This window comes from Mesorhizobium sp. LSHC420B00 (assembly GCF_000503055.1).
Taxonomy (GTDB): Bacteria; Pseudomonadota; Alphaproteobacteria; order Rhizobiales; family Rhizobiaceae; genus Mesorhizobium.
Map to the genome: position 1 here is coordinate 21,739 of NZ_AYVY01000023.1, position 20,247 is coordinate 41,985.

21 protein-coding genes and 1 tRNA gene are annotated in these 20,247 nt (G+C 63.6%); 9 read left to right on the top strand and 13 right to left on the bottom strand.

Annotated elements, in window-relative coordinates:
* The first annotated feature begins 54 nt into the window (after positions 1-54).
* The 5 genes from X760_RS65305 to X760_RS65325 all read left to right on the top strand — a co-directional run bounded on the left by X760_RS65305 (position 55) and on the right by X760_RS65325 (position 6,148).
* Positions 55-1,659, top strand: coding sequence for an inorganic phosphate transporter (locus tag X760_RS65305; protein ID WP_023721322.1), 1,605 nt, complete (start codon positions 55-57; stop codon positions 1,657-1,659).
* Between the two features lie 84 nt (positions 1,660-1,743).
* Positions 1,744-2,769, top strand: a complete 1,026-nt coding sequence (locus X760_RS65310; RefSeq protein WP_023721323.1) for a transporter — start codon at positions 1,744-1,746, stop codon at positions 2,767-2,769.
* Between the two features lie 167 nt (positions 2,770-2,936).
* Positions 2,937-3,581 (top strand): carbonic anhydrase, encoded by a 645-nt coding sequence (locus X760_RS65315; RefSeq protein WP_023721324.1) that lies wholly within the window; start codon positions 2,937-2,939, stop codon positions 3,579-3,581.
* 11 nt (positions 3,582-3,592) lie between these two features.
* Positions 3,593-4,003, top strand: a complete 411-nt coding sequence (locus X760_RS65320) for a hypothetical protein (RefSeq protein WP_023721325.1) — start codon at positions 3,593-3,595, stop codon at positions 4,001-4,003.
* A gap of 90 nt (positions 4,004-4,093) precedes the next feature.
* Entirely contained in the window at positions 4,094-6,148 is a 2,055-nt protein-coding gene (locus tag X760_RS65325) for a M3 family metallopeptidase (protein ID WP_023721326.1), read from the top strand.
* On the opposite strand, the gene X760_RS65330 is transcribed toward X760_RS65325, so the two are convergent.
* The 6 genes from X760_RS65330 to X760_RS65350 form a co-directional block, all read right to left on the bottom strand.
* On the bottom strand, positions 6,145-6,366 hold the full coding sequence (locus X760_RS65330; RefSeq protein ID WP_023721327.1) for a hypothetical protein: 222 nt from the start codon (positions 6,364-6,366) through the stop codon (positions 6,145-6,147). The genes X760_RS65325 and X760_RS65330 overlap by 4 nt on opposite strands.
* Complete coding sequence (locus tag X760_RS65335; RefSeq protein WP_084642899.1) at positions 6,363-7,049, bottom strand: TIGR00730 family Rossman fold protein; 687 nt, start codon at positions 7,047-7,049, stop codon at positions 6,363-6,365. The genes X760_RS65330 and X760_RS65335 overlap by 4 nt, the downstream gene beginning before the upstream one ends.
* A gap of 51 nt (positions 7,050-7,100) precedes the next feature.
* Entirely contained in the window at positions 7,101-7,940 is an 840-nt protein-coding gene (locus X760_RS0139035) for a hypothetical protein (RefSeq protein ID WP_031194636.1), read from the bottom strand.
* 65 nt (positions 7,941-8,005) lie between these two features.
* Positions 8,006-8,635, bottom strand: a complete 630-nt coding sequence (locus X760_RS65340; RefSeq protein WP_023721330.1) for a LysE family transporter — start codon at positions 8,633-8,635, stop codon at positions 8,006-8,008.
* Positions 8,632-9,531, bottom strand: a complete 900-nt coding sequence (locus X760_RS65345; RefSeq protein WP_023721331.1) for a DMT family transporter — start codon at positions 9,529-9,531, stop codon at positions 8,632-8,634. Before X760_RS65345 ends, X760_RS65340 begins: the two co-directional genes overlap by 4 nt.
* Before the next feature lie 629 nt (positions 9,532-10,160).
* Positions 10,161-10,236, bottom strand: a tRNA-Ala gene (locus X760_RS65350).
* 164 nt (positions 10,237-10,400) lie between these two features.
* Between X760_RS65350 and X760_RS65355 the strand changes: the two genes are divergently transcribed.
* The 3 genes from X760_RS65355 (at position 10,401) to X760_RS65365 (ending at position 12,036) form a co-directional block, all read left to right on the top strand.
* Positions 10,401-10,703, top strand: coding sequence for a YggT family protein (locus X760_RS65355; protein ID WP_023721332.1), 303 nt, complete (start codon positions 10,401-10,403; stop codon positions 10,701-10,703).
* Positions 10,700-11,032, top strand: coding sequence for a DUF167 family protein (locus X760_RS65360; protein ID WP_023721333.1), 333 nt, complete (start codon positions 10,700-10,702; stop codon positions 11,030-11,032). Before X760_RS65355 ends, X760_RS65360 begins: the two co-directional genes overlap by 4 nt.
* 290 nt (positions 11,033-11,322) lie before the next feature.
* A complete protein-coding gene (locus tag X760_RS65365; RefSeq protein WP_023721334.1) occupies positions 11,323-12,036 on the top strand; it encodes a haloacid dehalogenase type II in 714 nt (237 codons plus the stop codon).
* A 16-nt stretch (positions 12,037-12,052) separates the two neighbouring features.
* On the opposite strand, the gene X760_RS65370 is transcribed toward X760_RS65365, so the two are convergent.
* From X760_RS65370 to X760_RS65400, 7 genes are all read right to left on the bottom strand, one after another.
* Entirely contained in the window at positions 12,053-13,021 is a 969-nt protein-coding gene (locus X760_RS65370; RefSeq protein ID WP_023721335.1) for an ABC transporter ATP-binding protein, read from the bottom strand.
* Complete coding sequence (locus X760_RS65375) at positions 13,021-14,031, bottom strand: ABC transporter ATP-binding protein (RefSeq protein WP_023721336.1); 1,011 nt, start codon at positions 14,029-14,031, stop codon at positions 13,021-13,023. Before X760_RS65375 ends, X760_RS65370 begins: the two co-directional genes overlap by 1 nt.
* Positions 14,028-14,945 (bottom strand): dihydrodipicolinate synthase family protein, encoded by a 918-nt coding sequence (locus X760_RS65380; RefSeq protein WP_023721337.1) that lies wholly within the window; start codon positions 14,943-14,945, stop codon positions 14,028-14,030. The genes X760_RS65375 and X760_RS65380 overlap by 4 nt, the downstream gene beginning before the upstream one ends.
* An 18-nt stretch (positions 14,946-14,963) precedes the next feature.
* Positions 14,964-15,866, bottom strand: coding sequence for an ABC transporter permease (locus X760_RS65385; RefSeq protein ID WP_156948179.1), 903 nt, complete (start codon positions 15,864-15,866; stop codon positions 14,964-14,966).
* A complete protein-coding gene (locus tag X760_RS65390) occupies positions 15,866-16,825 on the bottom strand; it encodes an ABC transporter permease (protein ID WP_023721339.1) in 960 nt (319 codons plus the stop codon). The genes X760_RS65385 and X760_RS65390 overlap by 1 nt, the downstream gene beginning before the upstream one ends.
* A 66-nt stretch (positions 16,826-16,891) precedes the next feature.
* Positions 16,892-18,472: an ABC transporter substrate-binding protein gene (locus X760_RS65395; RefSeq protein ID WP_023721340.1), complete on the bottom strand. Its 1,581-nt coding sequence runs from the start codon at positions 18,470-18,472 to the stop codon at positions 16,892-16,894.
* Between the two features lie 32 nt (positions 18,473-18,504).
* Positions 18,505-19,218, bottom strand: coding sequence for a FadR/GntR family transcriptional regulator (locus tag X760_RS65400; RefSeq protein WP_031194640.1), 714 nt, complete (start codon positions 19,216-19,218; stop codon positions 18,505-18,507).
* A 97-nt stretch (positions 19,219-19,315) separates the two neighbouring features.
* On the opposite strand from X760_RS65400, the gene X760_RS65405 reads away from it, so the two are divergent.
* Positions 19,316-20,188 carry a Gfo/Idh/MocA family oxidoreductase gene (locus X760_RS65405; RefSeq protein ID WP_023721342.1) on the top strand — a complete coding sequence of 291 codons (873 nt, stop codon included), beginning with the start codon at positions 19,316-19,318 and terminating at the stop codon, positions 20,186-20,188.
* Positions 20,189-20,247: the final 59 nt, after the last annotated feature.

Below are 20,247 nucleotides of genomic sequence, written 5' to 3' on the forward strand. Positions count from 1 at the left end.
TTGTGCCGACATAGCGTCCTCCCATTCTTTGCTGCAACGCAAGAGGAGTGGGGTATGGTCGATATTGTTTCCAGCGAAGCAGGAATTCCAAGGCCGGAGCATCCGCTCGACCGGCCAAACAGCACCGGCAAATGGTTTCTGCCGGCCTTTGCCGTCATCATCCTGGGCGGCCTTGCCTATGTCGGCTACGCGCTCAGCCAGGACCTGACCAGCACCGTCGCGGTGCCGTGGATTCTGCTTGGCCTGGCGCTGCTGATCGCGCTCGGCTTCGAATTCGTCAACGGTTTTCACGACACCGCCAATGCGGTGGCAACGGTGATCTACACCCATTCCATGCCGGCCGAGCTTGCAGTGATGTGGTCCGGCTTTTTCAACTTCCTCGGCGTGCTCACCGCCAGCGGGGCGGTCGCCTTCGGCATTATTTCGCTGTTACCGGTCGAACTGATCCTTCAGGTCGGATCGAGCTCCGGGCTGGCCATGGTCTTTGCGCTGCTGGTCGCAGCGATCATGTGGAACCTCGGAACCTGGTATCTCGGCCTGCCTGCCTCGAGCTCGCACACGCTGATCGGTTCGATCATCGGCGTCGGCCTCGCCAACCAGTTCACGGCGCCGGCCGGTTCCATCACCAGCGGCATCGACTGGTCGCAGGCAAGCAATGTCGGCCTGTCGCTTCTGATCTCGCCGCTGGTCGGGTTTTGCCTGGCTGGGCTGCTGCTTCTGGTGATGAAGCTGCTGGTCAGGAACCGCGAGCTTTACGAGGCGCCGAAGTCGAGCGCCCCGCCGCCGCTGTGGATCCGGGCGCTGCTTATCTTCACCTGCACCGGCGTCAGCTTTGCCCACGGCTCCAATGACGGGCAAAAGGGCATGGGCCTCATCATGCTCATCCTGATCGGCGTGGTGCCGACCGCCTTCGCGCTGAACCGCACGCCGGATATCAATTATCTCGAAGCCTACAAATCGGCGGCGACGCAGGTCGAAACGGTACTCGGCAAATACGTCAAGCCCGGCGTCGCCGTGACCGACGCGGCGACCGTGGTCGGTGACGCCGTTCGCACCAAGACCTGGAAGGACGAGACCACGCCTGCGCTGCAGAGCTTCATCCACGACACTAGCGCAATGTTGTCGCCCTATCCGTCCGTGGAAAAGCTGCCGACAACGCTGGTCAGCAACGCCCGCAACAACATCTATCTTATCGGTGAAGCGCTGAAACTGATCGACAAGAAGAAGCTGCTGCCGATGGAGGCCGACGACCTGAAGGCGGTGACGACCTATCACAAGGCGGTCGACAACGCGACGAAGTTCATCCCGCTCTGGGTCAAGGTCGCCATCGCGCTGGCGCTCGGCCTCGGCACCATGGTCGGCTGGAAGCGCATCGTCGTCACCGTCGGCGAGAAGATCGGCAAAAGCCATCTGACCTACGGCCAGGGTGCGTCCGCAGAGCTTGTTGCAATGGCGACCATCGCATCGGCCGACTATCTCGGCCTGCCGGTCTCGACCACCCATGTGCTGTCGTCGGGCGTTGCCGGCACCATGGCGGCGAACGGCTCGGGCCTGCAATGGTCGACAGTGCGCAACATGCTGATGGCCTGGATACTGACCCTTCCGGTCTCCATCTGTCTTGCCTTCGTGCTGTTCGTCATCTTCCGCCAGATATTCTGAGCGGGGATAGGACTTGGCCAGAATGTCGCGGCGCCGGCTCCGGCGCCGCCCGGATCCTGAACGTGCATTGTCTCGGCGGCGGCCATGAATGACGCATCGCATCTGACATTGCTTGCCGCGGACGACCAGCATCATGCCCCCGGGCTGGTCTGGGCCTATCATGCCGCTCCCGGCAAAGCTCCCGAATCGCTGGCGCCCCGGGACATAGAGGCCGCGCTGGCCTCACTGGACGGCTGGGTCTGGCTGCATGTCGACCTTGTCGACCGGCGCGCCCATTCCTGGGTCAGCCATGCCTGCGCGCTGCCGGCGTCGGCTCATGCAATCCTCGAAGGACATGAGGACAGCCTGGTGCTGGCGCATGAGAATGGCGTCGTCCACGGCATTTCCGCCGACCTGCATGGCGAGATCGCCCATCAGTCGACGACCATCGGCAGATTGCATTTTGCGGTCTCGGAGCGGCTGCTGGTCACCGGCCGGCGCCATCCGCTGGCGGCGGTGGAGGAAGTGCACACCGCCCTTGCCGCAGGGCTGCGGCCCGCCACAGCATTCGAGCTGTTCGAAACGCTGGTCATGGCTTTTTGCAAGACCACCAGCCTGCGGCTCGCCGCGGCGACGAAGCGGCTCGATGCGGTCGAGGACCATCTCGTGACCGAGCGGCTTGCCGACGAAAGACGACAGCTGAAGGATGTGCGCCGCCTTGCCGTATCCTTGCATCGGCCGATCTCGGCCCTGGCAGCACTTTTCCAGGATGAAGACCGTTCCGCCTGGAACCTTTCCGCCGGCGCACATGAAGTTCTGCGCCGGCTTGCTGCCCGCCTGGAACGGCTCGACCGCGAGGTCGTCATGATCAACGACCGGGCAAGGCTGCTGCAGGAGGAGCTTGCGGCCGAGCTTGCCGACGAATCGAACCGCAGCCTCAAGGCGCTGGCAGTGATGAGCGCACTGCTTTTGCCGGGCACCCTGATCGTCGGCATATTCGGCATGAACACCGGCGGGCTGCCATTCACCGACAGCCCCAGCGGCTTCATCCTGGCGATGCTGCTGGCGGTCGGCGCGACCGGCCTGTTCTACTGGCTTCTACTGTGCGCCGGCGCCAAACTGCGGTTCTGAGGCCGACTAATGGCGGCGTTCGTTCGCCTGTATGCAAAGTACGGGCTGGCACGTCGAAACCACGCCGTCCCGCCTTCCGAAAATCGGTTCCGATTTTCGGGCCGATGCGCTAGAGCCTTTCGGGATTGAACCGTGCCTTTAACCCGGAAAGGCTCCCGCCGCTGCCCATGCCCCATCTTCCCGAGCATCTTCTCACCGGCTACCGCAATTTCATGAGTGGCCGCTATCTGACCGAAAGCGGGCGTTATCGCGCACTGGCCCGGGAAGGCCAGGCACCGGAAACTATGATCGTCGCGTGCTGCGATTCCCGCGCCGCGCCCGAAGCGATCTTCGATGCTGGGCCGGGCGAACTGTTCGTGCTGCGCAATGTCGGCAATCTGGTGCCCCCCTATGCGCCCGACGATCAGTTCCACTCGACATCGGCAGCGCTCGAATTTGCCGTGCAGAGCCTCAAGGTCAAGAACATCGTGGTGATGGGCCACGGCCGCTGCGGCGGCATCCGCGCGGCACTCGACACCACGGCCGCGCCGTTGTCGCCGGGTGATTTCATCGGCAAATGGATGAGCCTGATCGCGCCGGCGGCCGAGACCGTATCGTCCAGCACCTTCATGACCGCGACCGAGCGCCAGACCGCGCTGGAGCGCATATCGATCCGATATTCCATCGCCAATCTGCGTACCTTCCCTTGCGTCTCGATCCTCGAAGGCAAGGGGCGGCTATCGCTGCACGGCGCCTGGTTCGATATTTCGACCGGTGAGCTTTGGGTGATGAACAAGGAGACCGGCGATTTCGAGCGGCCGGAGACGGAGTAGGAGACAAGGGCATGGTGCGAATTCCGGTCGCGTTCGCGGCGGCAGCACTGCTGTGCTCGGCAGATTTCGCCCGCGCCGACGACAGCGCGATCATCGACCGCTGGTATTCGGCACTGCTCGTCGCCGACCGCACCGAATTGTCGGACCTGCTCGCCGACGACGTCCGCATCAAGCTCGACGACCTCGGCGTCGTGCAAAGCAAGCAGGAATTCATCGCTTCGATCGCCGAGTGGCAAGGCGCCGTCGCCGGCGCCGAAATCCGCCACCGGATCGAGAAGACCGAGGGCGGCGTCACCACTGTGATCGCCTGCTATGATTTTCCCAGCAACGACATGCTGATGCAGGAGACCTTTGCGGTCGCCAACGACCAGATCACCGCCAGTTCGCAAGCCGCGATCGCGGAAAACTGCGACGGCTACTGAGGAAATCATGAACGGGGCGTGCTGTTGCGTGGAGCCGGCCGGCGTCCTACATCGGTGACGATCCGCCTCCTCCCGCCATCCAGCGAAAGTTTGCCCATGCCGTCCGCCGTCGACCTCGCCGCCCATCCGCTGACTGAATGGCAAGGGCCGCTCGGCCTGCCCGATTTCACGCGCATTGGCGACGGTGATTTTTCTCCGGTGTTCGACGCCGCCCTGAAGACGCATGAGGCCGAGATCGAGGCGATTGCCGGCAACACCGGGACGCCGACCATCGACAATACACTTGCCGCGCTCGAACTCGCCGGCGAGGCTCTCGACCATGTCTCGTCGATCTTCTGGTGCCGCGCTGGCGCCCACACCAACGAGGCAATCCAGGCGCTGGAGCGCGACATTTCGCCGAAGATGTCGCGGCATTTCTCGGCGATCTCGATGAACGAGCGCCTCTTTGCCCGCATCGACGATCTCTATCAACGCCGCGAGACTCTGAAGCTCGATGCCGAAACGCTGCGCGTACTGGAAAAGACCTGGAAAAACTTCGTCCGCTCCGGTGCCAAGCTCGACGCCGAAGGCAAGAAGCGGCTGGCGTCGATCAACGAGGAATTGTCGTCGCTCGGCACCAATTTCGGCCAGAACCTGCTTGCCGACGAGCGCGACTGGGCGCTGTTCCTCGACGAGGCTGACCTTGCCGGCCTGCCGGAATTCCTGAAAAGCTCGATGGCGGAAGCCGCCGAGATGCGCGGCCAGAAGGGCCGCTACGCCGTCACCTTGTCGCGTTCGATCTACGAGCCGTTCTCGACCTTCTCAGAACGCCGAGACCTGCGCGAGACGGCGTTCCGCGCCTTCATCATGCGTGGCCAGAATGGCGGCGCCACCGACAACACCGACGTAGTGCGCGACATGCTGCGCCTGCGCGCCGAAAAGGCGAAGCTGCTCGGCTACGAATCATATGCCGCGTTGAAGCTCGACGACACAATGGCCAAGACGCCGGAGGCGGTGCATACGCTGCTCGACCCGGTTTGGAAAAAGGCATTGGAGAAGGCCGCCGCCGACCAGGCCGAATTGCAGCGGCTGGCGGCCGAGGCCGGCAGCAATGAAAAATTCGCCGCCTGGGACTGGCGCTTCTATCAGGAGAAGCTGCGCGCCGAGAAATTCGCTTTCGACGAGGCCGAACTGAAGCCGTATCTGCAGCTCGACCGCATCATCGACGCCTGTTTCGACGTGGCGACACGATTGTTCGGCATTTCTTTCGAGGAAAAGAAGGGCATTGCCACCTGGCATCCGGACGCACGTGTTTTCGTCGTGAAGAATGCCGACGGCAGCGAGCGCGGCCTTTTCCTCGCCGATTATTTCGCGCGACCCTCGAAACGCTCCGGCGCTTGGATGAGTGCACTCAAATCCGGCTATAAGCTTGGTCCTGGCTCGAAGCCGGTCATCTACAATATCATGAATTTCGCCAAGCCGCCGGCCGGCGAGGCCGCCTTGCTGTCGGTCGATGAAGCCAAGACGCTGTTCCACGAATTCGGTCATGCCCTGCACGGTATGCTGACCGACGTCACCTGGCCATCGGTCGCTGGCACCTCGGTCAGCCGCGATTTCGTCGAGCTGCCCTCGCAGCTCTACGAACACTGGCTGACGGTACCGGCGGTGCTGGAAAAACATGCGCTGCATGTCAAGACCGGCAAGCCGATGCCAAAGGCGCTGGTCGACAAGATGCTGGCGGCGCGCACCTTCGGCGCCGGCTTCGCCACGGTCGAGTTCACCGCCTCGGCCTTGGTCGACATGGCCTACCATGCGCGCCCGGAGGCGCCGCAAGAGCCGCTTCGTTTCGAAGCCGAAACGCTCGAAAGGCTCAATATGCCGGACACCATCGCGATGCGTCACCGCACTCCGCATTTCGGCCATATCTTTGCCGGCGATGGCTATTCGGCCGGCTATTATTCCTACATGTGGTCGGAAGTGCTCGACGCCGACGCCTTCGCCGCCTTCGAGGAAGCAGGCGATCCGTTCAACCCGGCGCTGGCCGAGCGGCTGCGCAAGAACATCTACGCCGCCGGCGGCTCGAAGGACCCCGAAGAACTCTACACCGCCTTCCGCGGCAAGATGCCTTCACCGGAAGCAATGATGGCCAAGCGCGGACTGGTCTAAGCCTTGCCCGGCCCTTCTCGGGCCGGCTCGGCCTCACCGGCCGCGGCTGTCTCGTTGAGGAAGCCGGCGATCCGCTCCGCCGTCTTGGTCGTGGCAAAGGAGAGCAATCGGCCGCGATGGACCACGGGCTCGCCGCTCTCATTGTCCCAGATATCGAACCGGCAGCTTGGGTTCGCTATGGCTTCGAAGCGGTCCTTCATATCGACAGCTCCGGTCATGGTGTCGCCACGGGTGCCAGAGATTGAGCGGTGCGCCCGACGGTACTCGCGCCTTGCTGCGTTTGCGTGAAGCAGACGCCGCGCTGCAGCATCGGCAGGATTGCCGCCGGCACGTCGGCAACAAGACATGCCGTCGACACGTGGCCGCTGAGAAACCCCGGCTCCTCGAGATGATCGAGCAGGTCGAGCCAGGGCGACCAGAAACCGAAGAAGTCGGCGACCCGGATCGGCTTGTCGTGCCGGTCGAGCTTGCGCCAGGTCATCACTTCGGCCAGTTCCTCGATGGTGCCGATTCCGCCCGGCAGCGCTACAAATGCATCCGCATAGTCGAACATCAGCCGCTTGCGCATGTGCATGTACGGAACCGCTATGATTTGGGCGACGCCGCGCGGCATCCGCATCCGCTCCAGAAGGAAGTGCGGCGCAATCGCGATCACCTCGCCGCCGGCGTCTGCCGCCGCGGAAGCCACGGCGCCCATCAACCCTTCACCGCCGCCGCCATAGACGAGGCGGATGCCGGCACTGCCGATTTCGCGGCCCAGCGCCGCGGCCGCTTGCGCGAGGCGCCGGTCGTTGCCGGCGCGGGCGCCGCCGAACACGCAGACGGTGCCGATACGGGTCTGCGTCGGATAGAACAGCCCCTCCAGGGAAGGCGCATCGTCGTCATTGAAAATTCCGAACATGGCTCTGTCTCCATTTGGCTTCAGTTGAACGATGGTCCTGCGGGCGCGGCTCTAGTCGCCCTGCCCCGCCGCGGCGGAACGGGTTGGTGGGCTTTCGCCGGCGTCGGCAAACAGCAGAAGGTCGGCCCTCGCCCACAGCGCGTAGCAGGCGAGCAATGTCAGCGGCGCGGTGACAAGGGCGGGTGAGGCCCCCGACCACACTTCAGGCACGGCGGAGCCGGCCGAAAGGGCTGCCGCCAATGCCGCAGGCAGGCGGCTGGCCAACACTGCGCTGCGGAACGGATCGGGCCACCTGGCCGGCCAACCGGGCACAATCATGCCGGACACGGCGCTGCCGAATTTTCCCAACGCATGCAGCAGTCCGGCAGTCGCAGCCAGCACCGGTTGGCCGAGCAGGAACAGCGCTACGCCGAGCCCGATCGCGCCGAGCCCCGACAGGAGATCGGCGCGCCGGTTAAGCGCCGGATCGGGGACATCGCGGCCAGCCCAGGCGCGGTGATAGACTTCGCCGCTGCAGAAGAAGATCGACGTCGCCAGCGTCAACGCCACGGCGCTGCCGCTGCCGGCAAAATAGTCGAACAGGGTGCCGGCACCCCATTCAGGGCCGGTGGCGAGCTGCATCGCCACGCCCATTGCCAGCCCCAGCGCGTTGCCAAGATTGTAGTAGCCGCCCGGACCGGAAATGCGCGCCCGGATGGCAGCCGCAAATCGCGACACCGCCCGGGCGGTCCGACTGGGGCCGGCAGATTTCGGTTTTAAGTCGATAATCGACGGCTCGAAGGAGAGGCGATCGACCAGCCCGGAGGCATCACGCCAGCTGGCCGGCGCGTCGTTCCAGATTGAAAGCGCGAAATGCCGGCCGAACGGCGCACGGTCGTTGTCGAATTGCATTGGATCCTCCTTTTCAGCTGCGGTGGCATTTGACGGCACGATGAGCGGGCGTTTGCTACGGGCGGTCATGGCGAGACGAGCCCCACGGCCATGACCAATGCGACGGTGGACAGGATGAGCCCGGAGATGAGATCGAAGATGCGCAGGCTGGCACGGCTGCGCAGCAGCGGCGCCACGAGGCCGCCGCCGAGCGCATAGCCGTAACAGCCGAGCGCCGACATCAGGATCAGCGTCACCATGAATTCGAGCTGCGTACCACTCGCAGCGAAAGACTGGCCGAACGCCGCCGGCACGAACAGCCGCTCGACGTAGGTCAGCGGGTTCATCCCGACCACGCCCATGACGCGGGCTACGCAGGAGCGGCTGGTCTCGGCCTTGCCGGAGCGGTCCTCGGCCTCGCCGACGGCCAATGCTGCACGAAAGGATTTCACCGCAAACCAGGAGACCGCCGCCAGGCCAAGCCAGGAGAGCGCCGTTCCGAGTGAGGGATCGAGGCCGGCGATCGAGCTGCCGAGCATATAGGAGATGGCGATCAGGGCGACATAGGTCGCCCACACCAGGCTCGCCACGAACATCACCCGCCCGCGCAGCAAGCCTTCCCTGATCATCATCAGGTTGTTCGGCCCTATCGAGGCCATCGAGGCCATGCCGAGCGCAAGCCCAGCCTGGAATCCGCTCGCGTCGGCAAAGCTCATGGAGCTCCCTCCAGCGATGATATGACGGGATCGGCCGGATTCGCCGGCCCGGGCGAGGTGACGAGATAGAGGATGGTGCCGAGCATCATCATCGCGCCGAGAGCCCCCATGGGCGAGATCCGCTCACCGAGAAAAAGGGCGGCGCCAGTCGCGCCGAACAGGCTTTCGGCGCTGACGATCACCGCTGCGTGGCTGGCAGAGGTAAAGCGCTGGGCAACGGTCTGGATGCCGAAGCCGGCGGCAGTCGAGAACACGCCGAGCACAAGCAGTTGCGGCCAGGCATCGAGTGCCGTCGCGACCGACAAATTGCCATGCGAGAGGGCTAGCGGCAGGGTGACCGCCGCAGTGCCGAGGAACTGCGCCGCCATGGTGGCAAACGGGCGCCCATGGGTTTGCATGTGGCGGCCGAGCTCGACCGTCCACAATGCATAGCATGCGGCCGACAGCACCACCGTCGTGTCGCTGCCATTGAAGCCGGCGATGCCGCCAGACAATAGCAGCGCGCCGATCAGGGTCATGCCGGCGGCAAACCCGACCGTCGCGGTCAGCCGCTCCCCGACCAGAACCCACGCTGCAACCGGCGTCATCACGGTCGCGGTGCTGATCAGGAAGCTGGCATTGGTGACCGAGGTGCCGAGATAGGCAATCTGCTGCAGAACGATCGAAATGGCGAATAGCGCGCCGACCCTTGCCAAGCTGGCGCGAAAACCTTTGGTCTTCGCTACCCGGCTTTCTCCAATCATCAGCGGCAGCACCAGAAGTCCGGCGATCAGGCAGCGCATGCCGGCCGCGCTCAGCGGGTCGAGATATCCGAGCACAGTCTTCTGCGAGACATTGCCGAAACCCCACAAAGCGGCGGCAAGCAGGAGAAGCAGGTTGGCGTGAAGCTTCGACATCGGCTCTTCCCCCTAGAGCCGATTGCAGGCATGTGCCGATTCAAGCTGTTTGCGAGAGCCTGGCGGGCTTCGGCCGGCACGCCCTGAAGACGCGCTGGAACTGCGCTTGCAGGCTGCCGGTGGTGCTGTGTGCCGGCTGCGCTGAGAACCTTTGGAACCGCTCTGCGCGCTCGGTCCGGCGTCGCGGATTTTGTCTCGAAGTGCTGAAGTAGCCGCCATTTCAAACCCCCGCCGCCTGATCGATGGACACAGGCGAAGGGCCTGCGGCAATCGACTTTTATCGACGGGGTGAGGTTCCGATAACGTGGCTTACGGATGGCTTACGGGGCGTTTTTCGAGGTGGTCATGGTGCCGAAGCGACGCTCAGCGCAGCAAGGTTAGGGGGTCGTTCGGAAGGTTGGAGAAGGAGGCAACGCCCTCTGGCCTGCCGGACGAGCGACCTGAGAGGCTGATCTTTGCCGCCCGATGCCTAACGCGTTCGTAAACGCCGGTCGATGGCCGCAAGTCGCGAGCGGCCTTCTCTCGGCGTCGCGAAATCGCCCCTGCCCGAGTAAGCTTGCGCAAGCGGAACAGCGCCCAAGGCCGCTGTCTTCGGCATGCAACCAGGCAAGGGGATTCGAAAAATCCGCTGGTGGAGCTGAGGAGGATCGAACTCCTGACCTCGTCATTGCGAACGACGCGCTCTCCCAGCTGAGCTACAGCCCCGTCCAGCGGATGGGGCTTTTATCGGCCGCTGAGGTTTCCTGTCAAGGCTGTGCGTGTCGCCGAATTCTCGTCTGCCGCTGGTCCGGCTTCGCCATGCGGCAGAGGCGGCTCTTGCCGCTTTCCCCTGCAGTGGCTACATGTCGGGCGTTCGCAAGGAGCAACCGATGATCGCAGTCTTTTACACGCTGCATGCCGCGATTAATATCTATTGGTATATTGTGATTGGCGCGGCTATCTTCTCTTGGCTTTACGCCTTTAACGTCGTCAATTCGCGTAACCAGCTTGTCGACTCGATCGGCAACATGCTCTATCGACTGACCGAGCCGGCATTGCGGCCGATCCGCCGCATTCTCCCGGACCTTGGCGGCATCGATATCTCGCCGATCATCCTGTTGCTGGCGCTGACATTTATCAGCGTCTTCCTAGACACGACGGTTCAGCCGATGTTCGGTATCGGATCGATGTGAGTCACGGGACGAACCGTTTCTTTCGACTTCGCGCCGACGGCATCGACCTGTTCGTCCGGCTGACGCCGAAATCAGCGATGGACAGGCTGGAAGGCATCGAGACATCGGCGGATGGGCGAAGCTATTTAAAAGCCCGTGTCCGCGCCGTGCCGGAAAACGGGGCCGCCAATCGAGCGCTGGAAAGGCTGGTCGCCAAGGCGCTTGACGTACCCGCATCAGCCGTCTCGGTCGTCGCCGGCGGCACCGCGCGACTGAAGACGCTGCGCGTGCTTGGCGATCCCGCGGCGCTGACCAAACGCATCGATACGCCCGGCACGCCTGCGCCATGATCTCGGCTCGCTCACCGAGCCCGGCAGAAAAAAGGCCGGGCTGCAAGCCCGGCCAGATGTGAAGGTCGAAAACCTTCAGAGGGGAACGCGCCGGACGAATGGGAGGAAACATCCGACACCGATTGCATATGGGTTGGCGTCGATGACGTTTCAATGAGGTTGGGGGAACCACCTTCGCGATCAGGCTTTTAAACATTTCGACTATCTGATCAGCAGCTCGACGAGGTCGATCCGTCCTATCGCGACCGATGCGGCAGGACACGCACCGCAACCCCGACCGGAAGCTCAATATGACCACTATTCGAGTCCTATTCTTCGATGTTCTGGGAACCGTCGTTGACTGGCGCAGCGGTATCGCAAGGGAGGCCGGCGCCTTCCTCGCGCGAAATGGTGCACAGCAGGTCGATCCCGGTGAATTCGCCGATGCATGGGCGTTGCGTTATGACGCCTCGACCGAAGCGGTGCGGACAGGGCACCGGCCTTTCGTTTCACTCGACGGGATAAACCGGGAGAATCTGGACGCCGCTCTCGTCCAGTTCGGGCTGACCCCATCCGAGCTGCCGGCCGCCGAAGTTGAGGAACTCAATCTCGCCTGGCATCGGCTGGAGCCCTGGCCCGATTCGCTGAAAGGCCTTGCGAGGCTGAGGGAACGCTTCATCATCGCGCCGTTGTCCGGGGGCAATACCCGGCTGTTACTGGATATTGCCAAGCGCGCCGGCCTGCCTTGGGACACCGTCCTTGGCTCGGATGTGTTCGGCACCTACAAGCCTGCGCCACAGGCTTATCTCCGCGCAGTGGAGATCCTGGGGGTGCGACCTTCGGAGGCCGTGTTAGTCGCCGCGCATAACGACGACCTGGCTGCGGCACGAAGGTGCGGTATCGGAACCGCTTTTGTTGCTCGGCCGAAAGAGCATGGTCCGGCGCAGACGACCGATCTCTCGCCTCTTGAGAGCTGGGACTTTGTGGCCGACGACCTTGTCCATCTCGCCCAAGTTCTCGCGTAGGCACAGGGCAAAAAACCTAAGCGATGTCGTCGCGGATGCAGGCCTTCAGATGACCCTCGGCTGTCGCCCTCAGCGGCGGCACAGCCCCGGCGCAAGCCTCCAGCGCAAACGGGCAACGGGTCCGGAAAACACAGCCCGACGGCGGGTTTGCCGGGCTGGGAATATCGCCCTTGAGCACCTGCCGGTCTTGCCTGGCCAACGGATCGAGCGACGGAATGGCCGACAGCAGCGCGCGCGTATAGGGATGCTGCGGCCGGGCATAGAGCTCGGCCGCCGGCGCAACCTCCATGATGCGCCCGAGATAGAGCACGATGACCGTGTCGCAGATGTACTCGACCACGGCCAGATCGTGCGAAATGAACAGCATGGTCAGCCCAAGCCGGAGCTGCAGATCGCGCAACAAATTGATGATTTGGGCTTGGATCGAGACGTCGAGCGCCGAGACCGGCTCGTCGGCGACAATGAATTCCGGCTCGAGCGTCAGCGCCCGGGCGATGCCGATGCGCTGGCGCTGGCCGCCCGAGAATTCATGGGCGTAGCGATCATAGGCGTCGACCGGCAACTCGACCGCGGCAAGTGCATTCTCGGCCTTCGCCCGCCGCTCGGATTTCCTGCCAATGCCTTGAATGTCCAAGCCTTCGGTGAGGATCTGCCCGATCGTCATGCGCGGCGACAGGCTGGCGAAGGGATCCTGGAAAATATACTGCATCTTGCGGCGCTGGCGGCGCAACTGGGCGGCACCCAGCCTGGTGATTTCGGTGCCGCCATAGCTGATCTGGCCGGATGTCGGCTCGATCAGACGCAGCACCGAGCGGCCGATAGTGGTCTTGCCGGAGCCGGATTCGCCGACCAGCCCGACCACCTGACCACGCCTGACCTCGAACGAAATATCCTCCAGTGCCCTGACGATGGGGCCGCGCGAAAACGCGGTCGGCGCAAAATGCTTGGTCAGGTTTTTGACCGATAGGAAGGGGGCGCCGTCCATCAGAGCTCCTCCCAGCGCAGGCAGCGGCTTTGCTGGGTCGGCGTCGCCGCAAATAGTGGCGGGACCGCGGCGCGGCAGGCAGTGATAGCCATCGGGCAGCGCGGCGCGAAGGAACAGCCTTTGGGTAGCAAGGCGAGCGACGGAACATTTCCGGCAATGGTCGGCAGCGGCGTTCCCGCCACCTTCAGCGCCGTGGCCTCGCCGAGCCTCGGCACCGAGCGCATCAACCCCACCGTATAGGGATGACGCGGGCGGGTGAACACTTCGCTCACCGGACCTGTTTCGACGATACGCCCGGCATACATCACCGCTACCCGGTCGGCGATTTCGGCGACGACGCCGAGATTGTGGGTGACGAACAGGATGCCCATGCCGCGCTGCGCCTGCAGCTCGGCCAAAAGATCGAGAATCTGGGCCTGGATTGTGACGTCCAGCGCGGTCGTCGGCTCATCGGCAATCAGCAAGCCTGGATCGCAGGACAGGGCCATGGCGATAGTGGCGCGCTGGCGCATCCCGCCCGAAAGTTCGTGCGGATATTGTCGCGCCCGCCGCTTCGGATCGGGAATGCCGACCTGCTCCAGCAGCCGCACCGCGTCTGCCTCTGCCTCGCGGTGCGATTTGCCGAGATGGATGCGGATCGGCTCGGCGATCTGCTCGCCGATCGTGTAGACCGGGTTGAGGCTGGTCATCGGCTCCTGGAACACCATGCCGATCTCGTTGCCACGTATCTTGCGCAGCGACTCGGCATCGAGGCTGGTCAGTTCGGTGACCGTGCCGTTCTTGCGCCGCAGCGCGATCGACCCCTCTGCGATATGTCCGACCCTTTTCGGCAAGAGGCCGATGATCGACAGGCTGGTGACGGACTTGCCGGATCCGGATTCGCCGACGAGCGCCACCGTCTCGCCGGAGCCGATCGTCAGGTCGACATCCCTTACCGCCGCGATGTCGCGCCCCGCGATGCGGAACACCGCGCGCAGGCCGGAAATCGAGAGGATCGGCGCGACACTCAGCGGAGCAGCCCCACGTCGCGAAGGATCATGTCGACCTTCGCGGTTTCCTCCTCGTTCAGGCTGCGTTGCGGCCGCGCCATGGTGTTCGAGGCGATGATGCCGAGGCTCTTCATCGCCGCCTTGAAGGCGCCGACGCCGGCCGAGCCGGCGCTGGTCCTGCCGAGCGAGATGCAGACGATCTCGAACAGTTTCAACAACCGCTCCTGCTCCAGGCGGGCTTCGGCATGCTGGCCCGCCTGCGTCAGCTTCCACAGCCTGACATAACCATGCGGGTCGACATTGGCGAGGCCCGGCACGACGCCATGCGCACCCATCGCCAGCACACTGTCGACCAGGATCTCGGAACCGGTCATGCCGAAAAAACTGGGATCGTCGGCCATGTCCTTGAGCACGTAACGCAGATTGCCGTCATCGCCGCTGGAATCCTTGATGCCCGCAATGGCGCCTTCCCTGGCGAGACCGACCGTGGTCTTGCGCTCCAGCTTGATGTGAACGCAGACCGGGATATCGTAGGCGATGACCGGAATGTCGATCGCATCCTTGATATAGCGAAAGTGGTCGCCGATCTCCGGCTGGCTGGTGCGGGTATAAAACGGCGCGGTGACGACGATGGCGTCGGCGCCGGCCGATCTGGCGATCCGGGCGTGGTTGATGACGCGGTCGGTAGTCGGGTCGATTACCCCAGCGAAGATCGGAACCCGGCCGTTATTGACCTTGACCGCGTGCTCGAGGATGGCCCTGCGGCCCGCCTCGTCGTGGAAGACCACCTCGCTGGTCGAGCCGAGCACAAACAGCCCGTGAACACCACCGTCGAGCAGGTTCTCGATAGTGCGGGTGAACGACGGGAAGTCGATGCTGAAATCGGCATTGAGCGGGGTGACGACAGGTGGCACGACGCCGGTAAACAGGGGCATTTTGATGAACCTTTGAGGTCAGTTGAGATCGGAGCGGGGGTCGAATGCATCGCGCAGGCCGTCGCCGATGAAATTGATGGCGAGCACGGTGAGCACCAGTGCGGCGCCGGGGAACATCCATTGCCACGGGTATTTTTCGAGCACGACGGTGGAGCGGGCGAGATTGAGCATGTTGCCCCAGCTGGCTTCGGGCGGTGCGATGCCGAGGCCGAGGAAGGACAGGCCGGCCTCGAGCAGGATGGCGTTGGCAATCTGCAAGGTGGCGTAGACGACCAGGATATCGATGCAATTGGGCAGGCCGTGCCGGAACAGCAGATGCGGCAGCCCTGCCCCCATGCCGCGGGCGGCGACGACAAAGTCGCGCTCGCGCAGTTCGAGCAGCCGGGCACGCACCATGCGCGACAGCACCGGCCAGGAGAGCAGCGAGATCACCAGGATGGTCTGGGCGATGCCGGTGCCGGCGATCGAAGCCAGCACCAGCAGGAAGATCACCGGCGGCAGCGTCATCGCCAGGTCGACCAGGCGCATCACCGTGCCGTCGACAAGACGCCCGCCAAAGCTGGCGACGGCACCGACCAGGAAGCCGATGACGGTCGATATGGCGACCGAGCTGACGGCAACCAGCAATGAGATCCGCCCGCCTTGCAGCAACCGGGCCATGACGTCGCGCCCGACGCCGTCGCTGCCCAGCCAATGAATGGCCGACGGCGCCTTGTTCATTGCTCGGAGGTCGATGGTGTTAGGACCGAACGGCCACCACAAAGGATACGTCGAAACCGCCAGCAGGATCGGGATGACGATCAAAAGCCCGGCACGCGCCGCGCGGTTTTCAAAAAAGCGGTCGAGCGCGCGGCGAAGCGGGCCTTTGGTTTGCGGCACGGCTGTCGGGTCAACTGTAGGATCTGGCGCCGTGATTGCCATCATGCCACCTGAATGCGCGGGTCGACGACGGCATAGACGACGTCGGTCAAGAGGTTGACCAGGATGACGCAAACGCCGATCACCAGGGTAGCGCCCATGATCACCGGGTAATCGCGGGTGCCGACGGCGTTGACCAGAAGCAGTCCCATGCCCGGCCAGTTGAACACGCTTTCCAGGAAGATGGCGCCGCCGATGGCGATGCCGACAGTCGAGCCGATCAAGGTAATGACCGGCAAGAGCGCATTGCGGGTCGCGTGCTTGATGATCACCCAGAACTCGCGCACGCCCTTGGCACGCGCCGTCCGCACGTAATCCTGGTTGAGCACTTCCAGCAGCGAGGCGCGCATGTAACGCATGATCAGCGCGGCATGGCCGACGGACAGCAGGCAGGCGGGCAGGACGAGGTGCGCAAGCACATCCGTCGCCGAGAACGGCGCACCCGCGGTCTGCATGCCGCCGGACGGCGCCCAGCGCAGCAGCACCGAGAAAAAATAGAGACCGAGCAGCGCTGTCAGAAAAGCCGGGCTGGAGATACCGATAAACGACAGCACCGACAGCGCGATGTCGGATGGTTCGTTACGGCGCACCGCGCTGAAAATGCCGGCGGAAATGCCGAGCACGATGGCGATCGCCAGGCCCGTACCCATCAGCAGCGCCGTCGGGCCGATGCGTTCCATGACCAGTGGCAGCACGGCAACGCCGCTGCGCTGGATCGAATAGCCGAAGTCACCGCTCAGCGCCGCGCGCAGCCAGGCGAGATATTGCACGGGAAGCGGCCGATCGAGCCCGAGCCGTTCGCGCAGGCCCTCGAGGTCGGAAGCCGACATGGGGACCGATGGGTTGATGTAGGCGTCGATTGGATCGCCCGGCGCCAGCCGCAACAGGATGAAGATGAGGACGCTGAGCGCGACCAGCATCAGCAATCCTGTGGTGCTGCGGCGGGCGATGAAGCTCAACATGGGCTTTCCGTGGCGGTGGCAGGCGGCGCCAAAGTGGTCCCGTCTGCCCGCTTGGTTGCGGGTTTCTTACTGGATGTCCCAGCGCTCGGGGTGAGCTGCGTAGGGGCCGCCGCCCGGCGCCGGCGTCCAGACGAAGTCATGCAGCTTGTTGGAGGCTACGCCATAGCGGTTGGCCACCCACAACGTCGCCCAGGGTAGCTCCTTGTTCATGACCTTGCAGACGCCCTGCCAGGATTGATCGAGCTTGGCCGGATCGGTTTGGCCTAGCGCGGCGTCCAATGCGGTGCTCAGATCGTCGAACTCGATACGCATGGTGTTGAAGCCTGCCGGCGGGATCTGCGACTTGTTGAGGCCGGGATTGAGGCCGGCCGGGTTGGGGCCGTTCTGCAGGCCGGCATAGACCATCGGAAAGGCGTTCCAGTCCGGCGTGCCTTGCTTGTAGACGATGCCATTGTAGGTCGGCGTATCGACGACGCGCGGCACCACATTGATGCCGACCTCGGCCAGCATCGACTGGACAGCGGCCATCACATTGGCGGCTTGCGGCGAGCCGTAATAGGTCAGCAAGGTGATCGGCTTGTCGCCATTGATCTTGTCCCAGCCCGCCTCGGTCAGCAGCGCCTTGGCCTTTGCCGGATCGTAGGCATAGGGTTCGAGGTCTGCCGGAACGAGATGCGGCGCGACATAGCCGCAATTGGCTGGCTTGGCGGCACCGCCGTAGAGGCTGTCGATGATGGCGTTGCGATCGATCGCATACATAATCGCCTGGCGGACACGGATATCCCTAAACAGGTCGACCTTCTGGTTCAGGCCGATATAGTTGACCACGTACGAGGCACCTTCGATCACCTTGAAATTGCTGTCGCTCTTGAAGGATGCCGCATCGTCGGGCTCGACATAGGTGAACTGGATCTCGCCGGCGCGGAGCGCGGCGACGGCCGCCGCCGGCGACTCGAAATAGCGGTTGATGAGCACGTCTACCTTCGGCTTGCCGCTGCGATAGTCGTCATCGGCTGCCAGTTCGACATATTGGTCGGTCACGTAGCGCTTGAACTTGAACGGGCCGGTGCCCACCGGAGCGGTCGACCACCAGGTGCTTGTCGCCAGTGATTCCGGCGGCAGAGCGGCCAGGGCATGCTCCGGCAGGATCATTAGCTGCGAGAGGATGGATAGAAACGAGCCGTTCGGTTTCGATAGCTTCACCACTGCGGTGTGGTCATCCGGTGCATCGACCGAGGCGATGTTGGCGAGGCGGGCGGCAAACAGGCTGCCGGAGGCCTTGTTCTTGGCAAGCTCGAGGGTGAACTTGACGTCCTTCGAGGTGAACGGTTTGCCGTCATGCCAGGTCTCGTTGACCAGGTTGAACGTATAGCTCAGCTGGTCGTCGCTGATCTTGTAGTCCTTGGCGAGGTCGCCTTCGATCTCGGTCAGCCCGGCATTGAAGATGACCAGCGGTTCGAAATAGGTGCTGAGCCAGGTGAAGCCGCCGGTCGCGACCAGCGGGTTGAAGTTCTTGGGAAAACCGCCCGGGCCGACGTCGAAGCCGCCCGCAATGGTCTTGGCGCTTTGTGCCTGGACATTGGTCAATGGGGCAATGCTGGCGAGCAGCAGCCCGGCGACTGAGAATGCGATGGTCCTGATGCGCATGGTTTCCTCCCTTGGCATATTCAGGTTGTTTTTCAGCTTGCTCGGTTTTTGGCGATAACCTGCTGGATCCCCCGGTAATGGTCGTCGAGCCGCCGACGCGCCTGGTCGACATCCTTGGCGGCGACAGCCTCGACGATCTCGTGATGGTCGCGCCATGTCGCCAGCGGCGTCGGATTATCGAGATTGGTGAAATTCGAGGCCTTGTCGAACGCCGTCCAGAAGATGTCGATCAGTGCGCTCAGCATGTGATTGTTCTGGCAGCGGAACAGCAGCTGGTGGAATTGCTGGTCCTCTTCGGCGAAGCTCTCATGGCGCTCGGCACGTTGCCGCATGCGCTCGGTCAACTGGCGCAGCGCCTCGATATCCTCGGCACTGATCATCTCGATCGTCTTGGCGATGAGGCCGGTTTCCAGCACGCGGCGGATTTCGCGCAGCTCTTCGACATCGCGCAGCGAATCCTGCAAGCCGTATGCCAGGTTATCCAGCAGCGGCTTGAACGAGAACTCCTTGACGAAGACGCCGATGCCGCGCCGCGTCTCCAGGATGCCGATCGATTCCAGCGCCTTGATGGCTTCCCGCACTGAGTTGCGGCCGACGCCGAGCCGCTGCGCCAGGAACGTTTCCGGCGGCAAGGGATCGCCTGCCTTGAGCTGGTTGCTTTCGATATAGGCCCTGAGGCTTTCCTGCACGGTGACGTGAAGAAGCGGCGGTCTGCTCAACGGTTCGATCGACTTCAGTTCCGCCATCCCACTGCTTTCATCATCCGCCGGATTAGCCTGCCCGCTTGTCGTATAGCTACTTGTAGGATATCCTGCAAGCCCATAACAAACCTGCTGCCTTCGAATGAAGATTACCCTCGCCGGCTCGAGCCACTGGCACGCCGAAATGCACCTCGACGCCGCACGCTTTTACGGTGCGGAGATCGCCGGCATCTGGGACGAGGATCCTGGCCAAGCGCATGGGTTCGCCGCGCACCACGATCTGCCGTTTATCAAAGATTTCACGGAGATACTCTCCAGCCCGCCGGATGCGATCCTGTTGATGGGGCACCCTTCGATGGTGCCGGCGCGGGCACGCGCGATCATCGCGGCAGGGATACCGCTGATCCTGGAGAAGCCGGCGGCCAGCCATACGAGGGAACTGATGGCGCTGCGCGAGCTTGCCAGGCAGCACCAGGCTTTTGTCGCTGTTCCCCTGCCCAACCGTTTCGGGCCGGCCGTTGCCGGCTTTGAACGGCTGCGCCGGCAAGGTCGCGCCGGGCCGGTGGCGCATTGCCAGTTCCGGCTGGTCAACGGCCCGCCGCAACGCTACATCGCCGACGGTGTCGCCTGGGTCGTCGATCCGGCGGTTGGCGGCGGGGGTGCGTTGAGGAATCTCGGCATACACGGCGTCGACGCGGCACTCAGCCTCGCAACCGGCAAGCTCGGCCTGAAAAGCGTTTCGATTGCGAACCGCATTCATCCCGGCCCGGTCGAGGACCATGCGCTGCTGGTGCTGGAAGACGAGGCCGGCGCGGTGTTCATCGTCGAGGCCGGTTACACCTTTGCCTCGATGCGCCCCGGCGGTGACTTCGAGTGGCGTATCGTCAGTGCCAATGCCACCCTCATCGATCATGGCGACCATGCCACCTGCGCAACGCTCGACGATGCGGCCGTTGCCGATTTGCCGGTCGAACTGCCGGCAAGGCTATCGTCTGTTCATGCGCGATACGCTTGACCGGCTGGCCAGAAAGGCGCCTCCGCCGGTGTCCATCGAGGATTATGTTGCGGCGATGT